11 protein-coding genes are annotated in these 15,466 nt (G+C 40.5%); 4 read left to right on the top strand and 7 right to left on the bottom strand.

The features are described 5' to 3' along the window. Positions 1-60 precede the first annotated feature (60 nt). Positions 61-501, bottom strand: coding sequence for a cell wall hydrolase (locus J2Y67_RS03875; protein ID WP_310170805.1), 441 nt, complete (start codon positions 499-501; stop codon positions 61-63). Between the two features lie 568 nt (positions 502-1,069). On the opposite strand from J2Y67_RS03875, the gene J2Y67_RS03870 reads away from it, so the two are divergent. The 4 genes from J2Y67_RS03870 to J2Y67_RS03855 all read left to right on the top strand — a co-directional run bounded on the left by J2Y67_RS03870 (position 1,070) and on the right by J2Y67_RS03855 (position 6,577). Further along, positions 1,070-2,509 (top strand): spore germination protein, encoded by a 1,440-nt coding sequence (locus tag J2Y67_RS03870; RefSeq protein WP_310170802.1) that lies wholly within the window; start codon positions 1,070-1,072, stop codon positions 2,507-2,509. Further along, positions 2,509-3,609: a GerAB/ArcD/ProY family transporter gene (locus tag J2Y67_RS03865; protein ID WP_310170799.1), complete on the top strand. Its 1,101-nt coding sequence runs from the start codon at positions 2,509-2,511 to the stop codon at positions 3,607-3,609. The genes J2Y67_RS03870 and J2Y67_RS03865 overlap by 1 nt, the downstream gene beginning before the upstream one ends. Next, entirely contained in the window at positions 3,606-4,703 is a 1,098-nt protein-coding gene (locus J2Y67_RS03860; protein WP_310170796.1) for a Ger(x)C family spore germination protein, read from the top strand. Before J2Y67_RS03865 ends, J2Y67_RS03860 begins: the two co-directional genes overlap by 4 nt. Before the next feature lie 989 nt (positions 4,704-5,692). After that, a complete protein-coding gene (locus J2Y67_RS03855) occupies positions 5,693-6,577 on the top strand; it encodes a HAMP domain-containing sensor histidine kinase (protein WP_310170792.1) in 885 nt (294 codons plus the stop codon). A 302-nt stretch (positions 6,578-6,879) separates the two neighbouring features. Here J2Y67_RS03855 and J2Y67_RS03850 read toward each other — a convergent pair whose 3' ends face one another. From J2Y67_RS03850 to J2Y67_RS03825, 6 genes are all read right to left on the bottom strand, one after another. Continuing rightward, positions 6,880-8,055, bottom strand: coding sequence for a thiolase family protein (locus tag J2Y67_RS03850; protein WP_310170789.1), 1,176 nt, complete (start codon positions 8,053-8,055; stop codon positions 6,880-6,882). Positions 8,056-8,124: 69 nt separating this feature from the next. Further along, positions 8,125-9,675 (bottom strand): acyl-CoA carboxylase subunit beta, encoded by a 1,551-nt coding sequence (locus tag J2Y67_RS03845; RefSeq protein ID WP_310170786.1) that lies wholly within the window; start codon positions 9,673-9,675, stop codon positions 8,125-8,127. Further along, complete coding sequence (gene mce / locus J2Y67_RS03840) at positions 9,659-10,117, bottom strand: methylmalonyl-CoA epimerase (protein WP_310170783.1); 459 nt, start codon at positions 10,115-10,117, stop codon at positions 9,659-9,661. The genes J2Y67_RS03845 and mce overlap by 17 nt, the downstream gene beginning before the upstream one ends. Next, positions 10,092-11,138 (bottom strand): methylmalonyl Co-A mutase-associated GTPase MeaB, encoded by a 1,047-nt coding sequence (meaB, locus tag J2Y67_RS03835; RefSeq protein WP_310170780.1) that lies wholly within the window; start codon positions 11,136-11,138, stop codon positions 10,092-10,094. Before meaB ends, mce begins: the two co-directional genes overlap by 26 nt. Then, positions 11,138-13,294 carry a methylmalonyl-CoA mutase gene (gene scpA / locus J2Y67_RS03830; RefSeq protein WP_310170777.1) on the bottom strand — a complete coding sequence of 719 codons (2,157 nt, stop codon included), beginning with the start codon at positions 13,292-13,294 and terminating at the stop codon, positions 11,138-11,140. Before scpA ends, meaB begins: the two co-directional genes overlap by 1 nt. Then, positions 13,291-15,417, bottom strand: coding sequence for a methylmalonyl-CoA mutase family protein (locus J2Y67_RS03825; protein ID WP_310170774.1), 2,127 nt, complete (start codon positions 15,415-15,417; stop codon positions 13,291-13,293). The genes scpA and J2Y67_RS03825 overlap by 4 nt, the downstream gene beginning before the upstream one ends. Positions 15,418-15,466 lie beyond the last annotated feature (49 nt).

The following is a 15,466-nucleotide window of genomic DNA, read 5'->3' as shown; positions in this document are numbered from 1 at the left end:
AAAAATCCTTTCCAGAATAAATATTCCAAACATGTAAAAAAGATTAATCAAAGAGCAAGATTAACCGCTATAAACACTATCACATGTTCCAGCTTTTGGTTCATAAAAACAATGTTGTTTAAATTGACCGGATTGAGGTTGACCGTACCATGTTGGAGGACATGGAGCATGTGGATTAAAGTACCAAAGAGCATATTTCGCTGGATGGTCTCTCCAATAATTCAAATTCTGTTTTGCTAATCTTTTTTCAAATGTTCTTGCTCTTTGATAAAAAACATTTCCTTTTTGAACTGCTTCAAAAGAATAATTTCCTCCTTGTACTTGAAATATTACATCATGAATAGTGTTTACATCTTTGAAGTCTAAGCAGGTTGCTACACACCGATTCACTATTACATTTCCAACATATAGCATTCCCTGTTTTCCTTCACCTTCAGCTTCTGCTCTCATCATCCTTGCCATTTCGTCTACTTCATAACTTCGATAATTTACTCTTGGCATTTTATCACCCCAAAAATATAGTATGAAAAAATGCCTACATTATGTCATTGTTTATATAATAAGAATGCTAAGTTTTTATAGCATACAGTATTTAAGTAAAATGAAACTATTTCGTTCTTTTATACCTTTATTCAACTATACTCCTTCTATATAAAAAGGAAAAGCTACCATTATGGCGGTTGCTCTTTAACTCTTGCAACCCTATAACCTAAGTTATCCTTTTACAATCTTTACTTTCAATAAAAAAGGTCTCCATGGAAAAAAGAGCTCTTTCACACAAGGCCACAATATTATTTTATTCCTTTAATACTAGTAGTTATCAGCACGCCACATCTCTGGTTTGCTGATTGTAGAAACGAATTTTTTAATGGATGTAGATTTTTTTGATAAAAATTATCCAAACGGGAACCATTAAAGGCTTCATAGTCGTAATCTAGAATGACGTTATGGTAAATATCATGGAACATCGGTTGTTTCAGTCGTCTACGCTTGGAAATAATTGTATAGTTCCAGTTAGTGTTGGGAAAAGTTAAAAGAGCAACTTCAATATTTATGAGAGGAAAAGTTTATGAAACATAGTTTTTCCATTCAAGACACTTACCACTATTTCCAGGAAGCCTTTACTTTCAGCTCGGATTTAAAGATGAAAATAATGAGCTTTCCACAATACGAATATTCGCTTTTTTACTTGGATACGATGGTCGATTCGCAGGTTTTTCAGGAACATATTGTAAAGCCGTTATCAATAAGGCCTGATGCGAATACTCAAGAAGTCATCACTGTCCAGGATATGAAGGAAACCGAAGACTTGGATGAGGCCGTGAAGGCCCTCGTACAAGGAAAGACGGTATTGCAAAAGGAAGGAGAAAGTGTTTTATTACTTCTCGGAACTGAGTTACACAAAGAGCGCCAGGTTAATTTTCCTACGAATGAACGGGTGCTTCGGGGGTCAAGAGAAGCCTTCGTGGAGCATTTGGATACGAACCTCAATCTGCTTAGGAAGCGCATTGCCTCACCCGATCTTGTCATTAAGCACTACACCATAGGATGTGTTTCACAAAACAAAGTTTCAGTCATTTACATTAAAGGGATTGCAAATCCGAAAGTTACTAACTTAATTGAACAAAGACTGCAAAAAATAGATATTGATAGCATTTACGCTCCTGGGTTCATCCAGGAATTCGTCCAAGACAGACGATTTAGTTTATTTCCGCAAATGCTGACATCAGAGCGCTTAGATCGGACGAGAGCCTATTTGATGGAAGGTAAAGCCGTTATCCTTATGGAAGGCTCTCCTGATGCTTCTATATTGCCAGTATCGTTCTGGGCTTTTTTTCAATCCCCGGACGATTATCAAATCAATTGGTTGATTGGCAGTGCAATCAGATTGTTGCGTATCACCTGCTTTTTTATTGCTCTCGGATTACCTGGATTATATACTTCGCTTGTTGTATTTCAATCATACGTTCTTCCAATAAATATAGCTTTGACTTTTCAAAGCGCATTAAAGTATATCACGTTTCATCCCGCGTCTGAGGTGATACTCTTGCTTGTTGCGCTTGAAATATTAAAAGAAGCAGCGGTGCGGCTTGCAAGTCCTATAGGGCAAGTTATAGGAGTAGTGGGAGGCATTATTATCGGAACTGCGGTCGTCCAGTCCAATTTGATTTCTAATACGGCTGTCATTGTCGCTGCGTTTACTGGCATGGCGTCATTTCTCATACCTTCTTACGAAATGAGCAGTTCCATCAGACTCATTAACATTCCAGTGACCTTGCTTTCTGCTTTTTTTGGGATTGTAGGACTTGTTTTCTCTTTTCTTATGCTGAATATTTATTTGTGTCGAATGAACTCTATGGGTCTTCCTTATTATTATCCGGCGTTCGCGGACAGTGGAGTTAAAGATACGCTAATAAGAGCGCCCATTTGGAGCTTAAGAAAACGTCCGAAGGAAGCTGCTCCAATCAATCGGCAACGATTCGGAAATCCCGAAGGGTGGAAGGAATGATGAAGGAAGAGTCTATTTCCAACCGACAACTTCTATTCCTTGTTCTACTCATGCAAATAGGCAGCAGAATATTGTCTTTGCCTTACATGGAGGCGAAATATGCAGGTATTTATGGATGGATGGCTGCTCTTATCGGAGGAATTGCCTCTCAATTAAGTATTATGCTGATTTGGAATCTTGGAAAACGTTATCCAAATCAGCATATCTTTCAATATGTTTATACCCTTGCAGGCAAACCTATTGGTAGTGTCTTAACCTTCCTTTATGCAATTTACTTTTCCTATAGTGCGCTCATTGTCGCACTGCTATATATCGAAAAGCTAAGCCGATGGGTCTTGCCTAAGACACCCTGGTGGGTGCTGCTACTCCTAATTTTCATCGCTAGCGGTTATGCGGCCATGTCATCATTGCGATTGCAGTCTTTTATCAGTCTTTCACTGGCACCTATCCTCATTGCAGGATATTTAACGATAGTTGTTAGCGGACTTAGAGAAGCAGATATCCGGAATATTTTACCTATAGGGCACAGCGGAGGCTCTTCATTTGCAAATGGCGTATTTCAAGGCTACACTGCTGGTTTTGGATATGACCTGCTCTTGTATGCATTCCCTTTTGTAAAAAGCCAAAGCAGTAGAAAGCTTCTGGGAGCGATAACTTGGGCAAATGGCTTGACAACTCTTATTTATGTGACAGTTGTTTTGATTTGTGCTTTAAACTTTACACCTGACCAAATGAGCAACATACCAGAACCAACCGTATTCATATTAAAGCAATTAAAATGGGACGTTGTGCAAAGCATAGATATGTTGTTTATTGCATTATGGTTTTCCATTCTTGCAGCTACCGTATATGTTTATCTATTTTTAGCCGCTAAAGCAGTATGTCATATCGGAGCTGTTCACAAGGAAAAGCATGTCCTATGGGTTTGGATATGCACAGGAATCTGCTTTGCAATTGGATGCTGGATCCCAGAAGAAAATGTGATAAATGCTGTATCGGGGAAACCATATGAAATAATGAGCGTAGTCTGTATAGTTTTCATACCACTCCTTTTATTGCTCATACCTAAAGTTTCACGTTTGAGGGGGAGAAATATTTGAAAAAACTTACACTCTCCTTTTTAATTTTGCTTTTGCTAAGCGGATGCTGGGATCAGCAAAATTTTAAGAGCCTCCAAATGATTGATATGATTGGATTTGACAAGGCGAAGAAGACCGAAGATATGAAATTAAGCCTCGCCATTTCTTCACTATCTGAAGCACATCAGGGTGGAGGAATGCCAGATATGGAAGTGACTACGACACAAGGATCTAGTTTAGCAGACGCTATTGAAAACACAGATTTTAGGACGCCTGGATTGCTGACTTTCAATCAAGCCCGTATGTATATCATGAGTAAATCGTTCGCATCCGACAAGCCGATTGAGAAAATGAAAGTATTAGGACAGGTCGCCACCTGCCCGTTAACCTCAAGTGTTGTTGTGTATGACGGAGAAGTTTCCAAACTGCTTGCAAAAAAAGAACTAAAGAAAAAAACGGTTGCAAATTATTTGGCCATTTTAGTAAAAGAGGCCGAGTCTATTAACTTCATTCCCAAAGAGACGCTTCTCCGGTTTCTTTTTGCAAAAAAAGACCCCTATGTTGATGTTGCATTGCCATTAATTCAGGCCAAAGGTGATAATATTCTGCTGAATGGGACGGCTTTATTTCGGGAGGGTAGCTACTCAGGAGTAGATTTGTCCCCAGCTCTGACAAAAATAGTTTTGCTAATGAAAGGAGTGGCAGGGTCGGGCCTTCATCTCATCGTAGATTTGGACGGAGCCACTTACGATGTATTGGTAAAAAAGGCCCGCAGAAAAATTGTAGTCAACGCTAACGATAATAAGGTAACTGAAATCATGTTACCTTTAAAAATACAAGCACAAATACTGGAGTCACATACAAACAATAATCCACTGACACAAACAAAGCGGAACAACATAGAGAAGATGCTGACATATGAAATAAATGATCAAGCGCTTCAAGCAATCCAGACTTTACAGAAGGCGAGTTGCGACTATCTAGGACTCGCGCGTGAACTTCATGCTTATCATCATGAGGAATGGAGTAAAATGAACTGGCGAAAGGAATATCCAAGATTAACGATACGTCCTGATGTCAAACTTCAGATTTTAAATTCTGGAGTCATGTTCTAAAAGATATTCGGCATGCATGTGATAAAGAAACCTTGTGGAAGTTCCACAAGGTTTTTAGCATTGAAATTCGCCTTCAATCTTTTTCTAAATTTCTTACAGTTAATCGTGACTGTGCGAAACCTGGGTCTTTACAATGTGAATTGTGCAGGTGGCGGCGATCAAGAAGCCATGTTAATAAAAACCCTACTTATCAATTTTACTAATAATATGTTTAGTTTTATTAAATTTTCAATAGATTTAAATTCATATATAATGAATGTTAAATGATAGTATTAGGGATCTACTATGTGAATCACACGTTAATTTAAATTAAAAAATTGAGATCTAATAGAAAAAAAATTTTTAGTGGGCTGTCAAACGGAAAAACTTCAAGAGGGTGAATTCCTTGATATATTAATCACAATACAAAAAAGTTATCTAAATTGCATTTCCCCCCTTGAGATACAATTAACTCCAAATAGTTGAGGACCAACGACAATTTCCTTTATTAATTAATATGGTCTTTTTGATTCGTACTTCGATTATTACTGTACTTACGCCACCCTCTTGTAGAAAAAGCTGCCTTGATAACACCTATATATTGTCGAAAGAGAGAGGCGTCTAGAATGGAAAACACTACTCATGTTTTGATAAATATACTCGCTATATTGTTCAATATCCTACTTTTGCAATACACTTTATATAGAAGGAATCTTGAGGAGCTTCAAATCGAAAGAGCGGTCTTTATGATGATCGGTGTCATGATCGCCGCGAACATCCTATTTCCCATCGAATTGGGAAACGGATTCATCTTTAACCTGAGTCTGATCCCCCTGGCTTTTGGGTGTTTCTATGCCATGAGATTTATCCAAATTTGGTTTTTTTTCCTATTCCTGTTCCTTGTCCTGCGGTTTATTGAGGACAACGATTATTTATGGCTCACCATTTCAACAGTACTTCTATTTTGTCTCCTGTTTATTCTGTTTCGTAATCGCTTTCAATTCTATCCGATGAAAGAGAGACTGCACTTTCTTGCCGTGGTTATGCTGTTTATCAGCATCTGGTGGTTGGGGTGCGTGTATTATTTTTACCATATTTCTTATTCCGCCCTTTTCTGTCTCGCCTATATATTCAGCCAAACCGGCGGAATTTATGTCTTTGGCTATATTCTTGAAACCGTGCGGCAGCAGCAAGCTTTATTGAGCAGGGTTGTGAAAATGGAAAAAATGGAAGTGGTCAGCCACTTGGCAGCCAGCATCTCCCACGAAGTGAGGAATCCCCTTACGACGGCAAAAGGATTCATGCAGCTTCTTGGTGAGATGAAAGGTGCCGATCAACGACAAAAGGAATACATCAGTATCGCTCTGCAAGAGTTGGACAGGGCGGATAGCATCATCCGAGATTATTTGACGTTTGCCAAGCCTGCACCGGAAAATATGGAGGAATTGGAGATAAAAGAAGAAATCGAAAAATCTTTACAACTTATCGAGCCGCTCGCAAGTATGAACGGAGTGCAATTAAAAAAGGAAATCAATTCTTGCAGCATTAAGGGAAATCGAGGACTGTTCCAGCAGGTGTTGATTAACATCCTAAAAAACGGTATTGAAGCAATGTCAAACGGCGGTGAGCTGGTGATTACTTGTTTTCAAAAAGATTCCACAATTAAAATCACCATTAAAGATGAAGGTATCGGTATGACCGAAGAACAGAAAAATCGGCTCGGAGAGCCGTACTTTTCGTTGAAAGATGGTAAAGGGACAGGTCTTGGTATGATGGTTGTTTACCGAATTGTTGAGACGATGAAAGGAAAAGTTAGTGTAACAAGTGAACAGGGAAAGGGGACAGGCATTACGTTACTTTTTCCATCAATTAATGAGAAAGTGATAAACAAATAAAGCTGGAATTTCCAGCTTTATTTTTCTGAATTGGTTTCTTCCGAATTAAGTTTCGTGATTCCCTGGAGGTTGCTTAACCGTTCACTCCTTCTTGATTACTCCTGTTATTTTGGAGAGAATGGTCTGGTTTGTCGCATTGGTGTCCACTAAAGATTATCATCTATCAGGATTTTGAAGTATATTATTCCGCAACAAAAAGTTTTTCGGAGGTTTTCATTCAACTTCAACATACCATTAGTTCTATATGAATGAATAAATGCCCTAGGCTCCGAAAACGATTCGGAGCCTAAATGTTTAGAAATTTATACCGCTTCAACAATGATCGATACCCCTTGCCCGCCCCCAACACATAGGGACGCTAATCCAATTTGTTTCTTTTGCCGTCTTAATTCATGAACTAAGGTAACGACAATCCGGGCACCGGAACATCCGATAGGGTGGCCCAATGCAATCGCCCCTCCATTCACATTTATAATTTCCTCTGGTAAACCTAATTCTTTATTTACCGCCAGCACTTGTGCCGCAAATGCTTCATTTAATTCAGCCAGTTCAATATCCTGTATGGTAAGGTTTGCTCTCTCTAAGGCTTTCTGTGTTGCTGGCACCGGTCCAATCCCCATAATCGAAGGAGGCACCGCAACACTTGCGACGGAACGAATTCTTGCAAGCGGCTTTAAGCCGTATTCTTTTACTGCTTGTTCAGAAGCTACGATCACGGCGGCGGCCCCATCATTTAAACCGGAAGCATTACCAGCTGTCACCGTTCCATTCTTTTTAAAAGCTGGCCTCAGATTTTGTAATTTCTCTAGACCAGTATTTTTGATGTTTTCATCCTCTGTAAAGAAAGTGGTACCTTTCTTGTTTTTAATCGAAATAGGGATGATTTCATTTTGGAATTTACCTTGTTCTTGAGCTTTAAGGGCTTTAATTTGACTCTCCAGAGCAAAAACATCTTGTTCTTCCCGTGAAATTTGATAACGCTCAACCAAGTTCTCAGCAGTAATCCCCATATGATAACCTTCAATTGCACAATGAAGACCATCGTGAAACATGGCATCCACTGTCTTTAAATCTCCCATTTTATTTCCCCATCTGGCATTTAGCAGCAAATGCGGGACATTACTCATGCTTTCTGTTCCCCCCGCCATCACTACATTGGAATCTCCAGCAAGAATCTGATGATAGCCTAATGTAATTGCGCGCAATCCCGATGCACATTGTTTATCGATGGTAATGGCTGGTACTGATACAGGCAGTCCGGAATGAACCGCTGCCTGTCTGGCTGGATTCCCTTTGAGCCCTGCTTTTAATACATTACCAAGTACTACCTCATCAATACATTCCCCTGCAAGACCGGAGCGTTTCCAAACCTCCTCGACGACAGCAGTTGCCAGTTTTACTGCACTAACCTCTTTCAGTGAGCCGCCAAAACTTCCAATCGGTGTTCTAAGAGCCTCTACTAAGTATACATTTTGCATTCAGTATCCCCTCATTTTCTATAAAATTTTAGTTTGCCGATTTCCGTAACCTTTTAAAAAACTCAAACTTTATAACGGAATATTTCCATGCTTTTTCTCGGGTCTTTCCTCTTTTTTGTTTCGAAGCATCTCTAATGACTGTCTCAGCACTTTCCTGGTTTCCCGGGGATCAATTACATCATCAACTATGCCATGTGACGCCGCAACATATGGATTCGCAAATTTTTCGCGGTACTCGGCAATTTTTTCAGCCCGGGTGATGGCAGGATCATTGCTCTCATTAATTTCTTTGGCAAAGATGATATTCGCGGCACCTTCTGGACCCATAACGGCAATTTCTGCATTAGGCCAAGCATATACAATATCCGCACCAATTGCTTTGGAATTCATGGCGACATACGCCCCGCCAAAAGCCTTCCTTAGAATCACTGTAATTTTTGGAACGGTTGCTTCTGAATAGGCATAAAGAATTTTTGCTCCATGACGAATAATGCCGCCGTGCTCCTGATTAACACCAGGGAAAAAGCCTGTCACATCTTCAAACGTAATGATCGGAATATTAAAGGAATCACAAAATCTAATGAATCTTGATAGCTTATCGGAGGAATTGATGTCTAGCCCTCCAGCCATTACCTTAGGCTGATTGGCAACAATCCCGACACTATTCCCGGCAATTCGTCCAAACCCTACCACGATATTCTTCGCAAAGTTAACATGGACTTCCATGAAATCACCGTCATCCAGGACTTGTTCCAGTACCTTGCGAACGTCATACACCTTTGTGCCACTGATTGGCACCAAATCAAGCAATTCTTCTCTCCAATCACTTTCTTCACTGTTTTGTACAACATGTGGAGTTTCGTTATTATTTTGAGGTAAAAAGCAGATCAATTTACGTACCTGTTCCAAGACCTCTTGTTCGGAATCTGCAGTGAAATGTGAGCACCCGCTTATTGAGGAATGAACTTTCGCTCCTCCAAGATTTTCAGCAGAGATTTTTTCTCCGGTTACGGTTTCAATGACCTTTGGACCGGTAATAAACATCTGACTGGTGTTTTCAACCATGAACACAAAATCGGTGATGGCTGGAGAATACACCGCACCGCCTGCACAAGGACCCATAATGACGGATATTTGCGGAACTACCCCTGAATAGATGGCATTTCGGTAAAAAATTTGACCATAGCCGTCTAAAGATACAACCCCCTCTTGAATCCGGGCTCCCCCTGAATCGTTTAACCCAATAATAGGAGCACCATTTTTTGCCGCTAAATCCATGATTTTGCAAATTTTAACAGCATGCATCTCTCCTAACGCTCCGCCAAAAACGGTAAAATCTTGGGCGAATATATATACAAGACGGCCATGAATTTTTCCGTATCCCGTTACAACACCTTCGCCCGGACTTTCCATTTTGTCCATCCCAAAGTTTGTGGCACGGTGCTGAATAAAAGGATTCAATTCCACAAAGGAATTATCATCCAGCAGTAAATCAATCCGTTCCCTGGCAGTAAGTTTCCCTCGATTATGCTGGGTATCAATCCGGTCGTCTCCGCCTCCTAGCTCAATTTTACTCTTTCGGTCCCATAAATCATTGATCTTCTCATAAACTGTGCTCATTGATATTTTCAACTTCCTCTCTGGTTGACTTTGCAGGCGGCTGGCATAACTCCATCAGTACACTATTGGTTGACTTAGGATGCAGAAAGGCAACTAGATTTCCGTGTGCACCTTCTTTAGGAACCTCGTTGATCAGCTTAATACCCTGATTTTTTAGAAAATCCAATTGTTTTTGACAGGTTTCTGTTTGAAAGGCAATATGGTGAATACCTTCTCCTTTTTTCTCAATGAATTTTGCAATCGCACTTTCAGTGCTAATAGCTTCCAAGAGTTCTAGTCTTGTTTCACCGATTTCGATAAACGCTACGCGAACCTGTTCGCTCTCAACGGTTTCGATTCCTAAAAGTTTTAATCCGAGAATATCAGTATAAAAGGGGATAGTTGTCTGTAAGTTTTTGACCGCAATCCCTATATGCTCAATCTGTTTGAGTGCTGTAACCATCAAGTGCCATCCCCTTTGTTCTATTTTCGAAAATATCTAAAAGTTGTTCAGCGGCCATTGTCGCTGTTAATAACCCCTTCGAAATGGATTGTTCTATCTCCGGAATACTGTTTTGTACAGCAGGGTTGTTATAAAAACTGGACTTTAGATGCTCGTGGACCATGCTATACATCCAATCCAACTTTTGCTTTTTTCTACGTTCATGAAAGAAACCGGACGAAATAGTATTTTGTCGAAACTCCTTAATTTCCGACCAAATTTCTTCAATCCCTTCTCCCTCCAATGCAGAACAGGTATATGCCTTACTAATCCAGCCAGGAGTGGATGGCTTTAAAAAGTGCAAAATTCTATTATATTCAGCTTTGGTGGCAGCTGCTTTTATTTTGTTATCACCGTCTGCCTTATTAATGATAATGGCATCCGCTAACTCCATTACGCCCTTTTTCATTCCCTGCAATTCATCGCCGGCTCCTGTCAGTAGAATAAGTAAGAAAAAATCTACCATTGAACGAACCGTTACCTCACTTTGACCCACTCCCACCGTTTCTACCAAAATAACATCGTAACAGGCTGCCTCGCATAAAAGAATGGATTCCCGTGTTTTGCAGGCAATTCCACCAAGAGTTCCTCCCGTAGGAGAAGGCCGTATGAACGCATAGGGATTCCTAGATAAGGAATCCATCCTTGTCTTATCACCCAAAATACTGCCTTTTGTTCTGGTACTGCTAGGATCTACTGCTAATACAGCAACTCGATAACCAAGACTGCATAACATACTTCCTATTGATTCGATAAAAGTACTTTTTCCTGCTCCTGGAACACCTGTAATACCAATCCGGATTGAGCGGCCAGTCTTAGGAAGTAATCGGGTCAAAAGATTCTGAGCAGTTTCTCTGTGAGCTGGTAAATTGCTTTCAATTAAGGTAATTGCCTTGGCAAGAATGGTCCGATTCCCTTGCAGAATCCCTCTTTCATAGTCATCCACTGAAAAGCTTTTTAGCAGCTTAACTTGAGTCTCCATTAGTCCGCACCCTCAAGTTTACGACTAATTTCTTCCAGAACCTTTTGTGCAGCCACAGGTATAACTGTTCCTGGTCCAAATATAGCCGCAGCACCATTTTCGAGTAAGAAATTGTAATCCTGGGCTGGAATTACACCTCCTGCCACAACAACAATGTCTTCTCGATCCAGCTTTTTCAATTCAGACATTAGCTTTGGCAATAATGTTTTATGGCCGCCAGCCAGGGAACTGATCCCGATCACATGAACATCATTTTCAACCGCCTGAAGTGCTGCTTCTTGTGGTGTTTGAAATAGGGGACCGATATCCACATCAAATCCTAAATCGGCAAACGCCGTTGCGATGACCTTGGCCCCACGATCATGACCATCCTGTCCAAGCTTGGCAACCATGATTCTTGGCCTGCGTCCTTCCCTCGCTTCAAAATCATCAGTCTGTTGACGAACGATTTCGACTTCTTGCTCTTCACCATACTCAGCACTATACACACCAGTTATCGAACGAATAGTGGCTTTGTGGCGTCCTACAACCTTTTCATAGGCATCAGAAATCTCACCAAGACTTGCTCTCGCTCTAGCGGCTTCAATTGCAAGCGCTAACAAATTTCCTTCTCCTGTTCGGGCCGCATCAGTAATCGCATTTAGAGCGGCTTGTACCTTTAGCTTATCACGATTTGTGCGGAGATCTTGTAAACGCTTAATTTGAGCTTCTCGTACAGCTGCATTATCCACTTCAAGGACATCAATAGGATCTTCATTTTCTAACCGATATTTATTGACCCCAATAATTGTTTCTTTTCTAGAGTCGATTAAAGCTTGGCGACGTGCAGCTGCCTCTTCAATTCTCATCTTTGGCAAACCGGTTTCAATCGCTTTTTCCATCCCTCCCAGAGACTCCACTTCTTGTATATGCTCCCAGGCTTTGTGTACCAATTCATGCGTTAAGGATTCCACATAATAGGATCCGCCCCAAGGGTCGACAACATTACAAATACCCGTTTCTTCTTGCAAATAAAGCTGTGTATTTCTTGCAATTCGAGCCGAAAAATCTGTTGGCAATGCTATGGCTTCATCCAGGGCGTTCGTATGCATGGACTGAGTATGTCCTAATGTTGCTGCCATTGCTTCGATGCATGTTCGGGTTACATTATTAAAGGGATCCTGTTCTGTTAAACTCCAACCTGATGTTTGGGAGTGAGTACGTAGTGCCATTGATTTTTCATTTTTAGGGTCAAACTGTTTGATAAGTTTTGCCCACAATAAGCGAGCCGCTCTCATCTTAGCTACTTCCATAAAATAATTCATCCCAATTGCCCAAAAGAATGATAACCTCGGGGCAAAAGAATCGATATCAATACCGGCTTTCAGTCCGGTTCGAACATACTCCAATCCATTCGCCAATGTGTAACCAAGCTCAATATCCGCAGTTGCTCCTGCCTCTTGCATATGGTAACCGGATATACTAATACTGTTAAATTTCGGCATATTTTGTGAGGTATAGGAAAAGATATCTGCAATAATTCTCATTGATGCCTCAGGCGGATAAATATAGGTATTACGAACCATATATTCTTTTAAGATATCATTTTGGATGGTACCGGTTAACTGTGACTGGTTCACACCTTGTTCCTCGGCAGCTACAATATAAAAAGCCAAAATTGGAAGTACAGCACCATTCATCGTCATGGATACCGACATTTTATCCAAAGGTATCCCGTCAAATAATATTTTCATATCCAATATGGAATCGACAGCCACACCTGCTTTGCCTACATCACCTTCAACCCGAGGATGATCTGAGTCATAACCGCGGTGGGTCGCCAAATCAAAGGCAATGGACAATCCTTTTTGTCCGGCTGCCAAATTCCGGCGGTAAAAAGCATTACTTTCCTCCGCTGTAGAAAAGCCGGCATATTGTCTTATCGTCCATGGCTGGTTTATATACATTGCAGGATATGGCCCTCTCAAGAACGGCGCCATTCCTGATAGAAATCCCAAATGTTCCATATCAGTTATGTCAGCAGGTGTATAAAGAGGTTTCACTGAAATGTTCTCTAATGTTCTCCAGCTGACAGCCATGTCCTTTGGTAGTTGAGGAATAGGTGAAGCAAAAGTGTCACGAAATGACATTTTTGTATAATCAGCTACTTTGTTCATTCTCTTATTCCTCCTTTCTTTTGAAGATCAACCAACTTTTCATATGCGTTAATATTCGGATGGATGAAGTCATCCACTCCTAACTCCATATACAAGGCTGTATCTTTTTTAGGTGGATTACCAGCCAATAGAACTACTGTTTCTCTTTTATATTCTTTAATGCTTCTTACTAATGAAGGGACCAACTCAAGATAGTCCTCATTCATGCCCACAATGACGACAATGCCGGCATTGGAATTTCTAAATTGGTCCACTACCTCGGGTATCGTGTGATAGCTTTCCTGTTGGATTACATGAAAACCAGCAACCTCAAAAAACTCCGTAACGAAGTCTGCCCTGCTTTTATAGTTAGAAACTGAGCCAATTTTGGCAACAAATACTAACGGGTGATGACCTGTTCTTTTCTTGTACTTTTTTGCATTCTCACGTAAAGACTCAAAAGGTTCTGCCTCTCTGAGAATGCGGAGAGGACAAATAGAAGGACTCTGTTCTCTTGAATTACAAATTACTTGAAAAAGATCATCGATTGATGCACCGGCACTTGCCGCTTTAATAGCGTCCTCCATTGTATGATTAGTGATAAAATCTTTTATTTCATCTTTTATATAAAAATAATCGACGGTAGAATAGTTATAATTAACTTCATCGTTCCTAGTTGAAATGGAATCATGGCTCTCAATTTTCTCGTTCAGATTTGGATAGATGTTTGTACCGATGATTTTGTCTTTCCTGCTTTTGATATTTTCCATTCTTACTTCAGCCGTCTTGGAAACTTTATCTTGTGGAAACCCTTCTAAGAGTGCATTATACATTCCACCTAGTTCTTCTATTTGCTGAAAAAGTTCCCATGATTTTTCAGCTAAAGTATAAGTTAGTGTTTCAATGTACCATGAACCTCCCGAAGGATCAGTCACCTTAGACAGATTTGCTTCTTTATCCAAAATCATATGGGTATTCCTTGCGATTCGACTAGAAAACTCATCTGGCAAACCAAGGGCCTCATCAAAAGTAGAAACATGAAGACTGTTGACCCCGCCAATAATTCCGGCAAAAGCTTCAGCCGTCCCCCGGAGAATGTTAACATAGGGATCATGAAGCGTTTTCGTACGTGCCGAAGTCCTTCCGTGAATGAACATCTTTTGGGAATTTTCATTACCGTCTAATTCCTTCACAATTTTGGCCCACAACATACGAGCTGCTCTGAATTTTGCAATTTCCATAAAAAAATTGGAACCAATCGAAAAGGAAAAAACTATTCGCTGTGCTATATTATCAATCGAAATATCGTGATTCTTCAAATTGCGAAGGTATTGTAAACCTGTAGCAATGGCAAAAGCCAATTCCTGAACAGCATTTCCCCCCGCATCATGGTAAGGATGGGCTTGGACCACAATTGTTTTGAGTTCCGGTGAGTGGTTCAACGACCACCTTGTCATCTCGGACATCATTTCGAATGCTTGATTGATGGAATATGGCAAAACTCCCTTTTGAACTAATTGTCCGATTGGGTCCATCCCGATACAGCCTCTAATTCTATTAAAATCTTGATTTTGCTGCTGAAGATAAGCTATTAAGGAGGCGAAAAAAGGGAATCCGCTTATGCCGGTTTCGATAAAAATCGGGACCTCTTCTAAATTAATCCCCTGGAAAGCCAGTTGAAAATCTTGGAGCGAGGCCATTGAAACACCACTAAGATTTACCTTCTTTTGATCTAGAAATGCTATATCGGGGTCGGACCATCTAGTTTCGTCCAGTACTAAATGAAGCATTGTCAGCCCCTTTTCCAAATCATTTCGTGCTACCAGATTAAACTCTTCCGGATTCGAATAGGCGATTTCCTGACACACTTTCCAAGGCTCTTGCTGAAAACCCGATTTATGTGTGCCGCGTAAATAAGGAAAATCTCCTGGCATTGTGGACAAATAAGGATTATTTTCAATATCTTCTTTACGGTATAATGGCTGTAAAGCAATATCTTCATAAGTGTCCGTACCCAGCTTTTCTTCAATAGTCGCCCCTTTTAGGGTTTTCTCGGTCACTTCTCTCCATTGTTGATATGTCGGTGTGGGAAAATCATCAAACAAATGTTGTTTAGCTTTAGGAATTTCACTTTTCACGGTCATGGCATCAAGCGACTCCCTTCCGATTCTTTGTCTAAAAATCTGTGCAAAA

It is taken from the genome of Neobacillus niacini (assembly GCF_031456445.1).
GTDB classification, from domain to species: Bacteria; Bacillota; Bacilli; order Bacillales; family Cytobacillaceae; genus Neobacillus; species Neobacillus niacini_I.
This window is presented reverse-complemented; position numbering and strand designations above follow the sequence as displayed.

Coding starts and splice junctions, on each gene's coding strand:
- meaB (WP_310170780.1), bottom strand. CDS start 11,138: ATGGAGACTCAAGTTAAGCTGCTAAAAAGCTTTTCAGTGGATGACTAT.
- J2Y67_RS03850 (WP_310170789.1), bottom strand. CDS start 8,055: ATGCAAAATGTATACTTAGTAGAGGCTCTTAGAACACCGATTGGAAGT.
- mce (WP_310170783.1), bottom strand. CDS start 10,117: ATGGTTACAGCACTCAAACAGATTGAGCATATAGGGATTGCGGTCAAA.
- J2Y67_RS03875 (WP_310170805.1), bottom strand. CDS start 501: ATGCCAAGAGTAAATTATCGAAGTTATGAAGTAGACGAAATGGCAAGG.
- J2Y67_RS03865 (WP_310170799.1), top strand. CDS start 2,509: ATGAAGGAAGAGTCTATTTCCAACCGACAACTTCTATTCCTTGTTCTA.
- J2Y67_RS03825 (WP_310170774.1), bottom strand. CDS start 15,417: ATGACCGTGAAAAGTGAAATTCCTAAAGCTAAACAACATTTGTTTGAT.
- J2Y67_RS03845 (WP_310170786.1), bottom strand. CDS start 9,675: ATGAGCACAGTTTATGAGAAGATCAATGATTTATGGGACCGAAAGAGT.
- J2Y67_RS03870 (WP_310170802.1), top strand. CDS start 1,070: ATGAAACATAGTTTTTCCATTCAAGACACTTACCACTATTTCCAGGAA.
- scpA (WP_310170777.1), bottom strand. CDS start 13,294: ATGAACAAAGTAGCTGATTATACAAAAATGTCATTTCGTGACACTTTT.
- J2Y67_RS03855 (WP_310170792.1), top strand. CDS start 5,693: ATGAAAGAGAGACTGCACTTTCTTGCCGTGGTTATGCTGTTTATCAGC.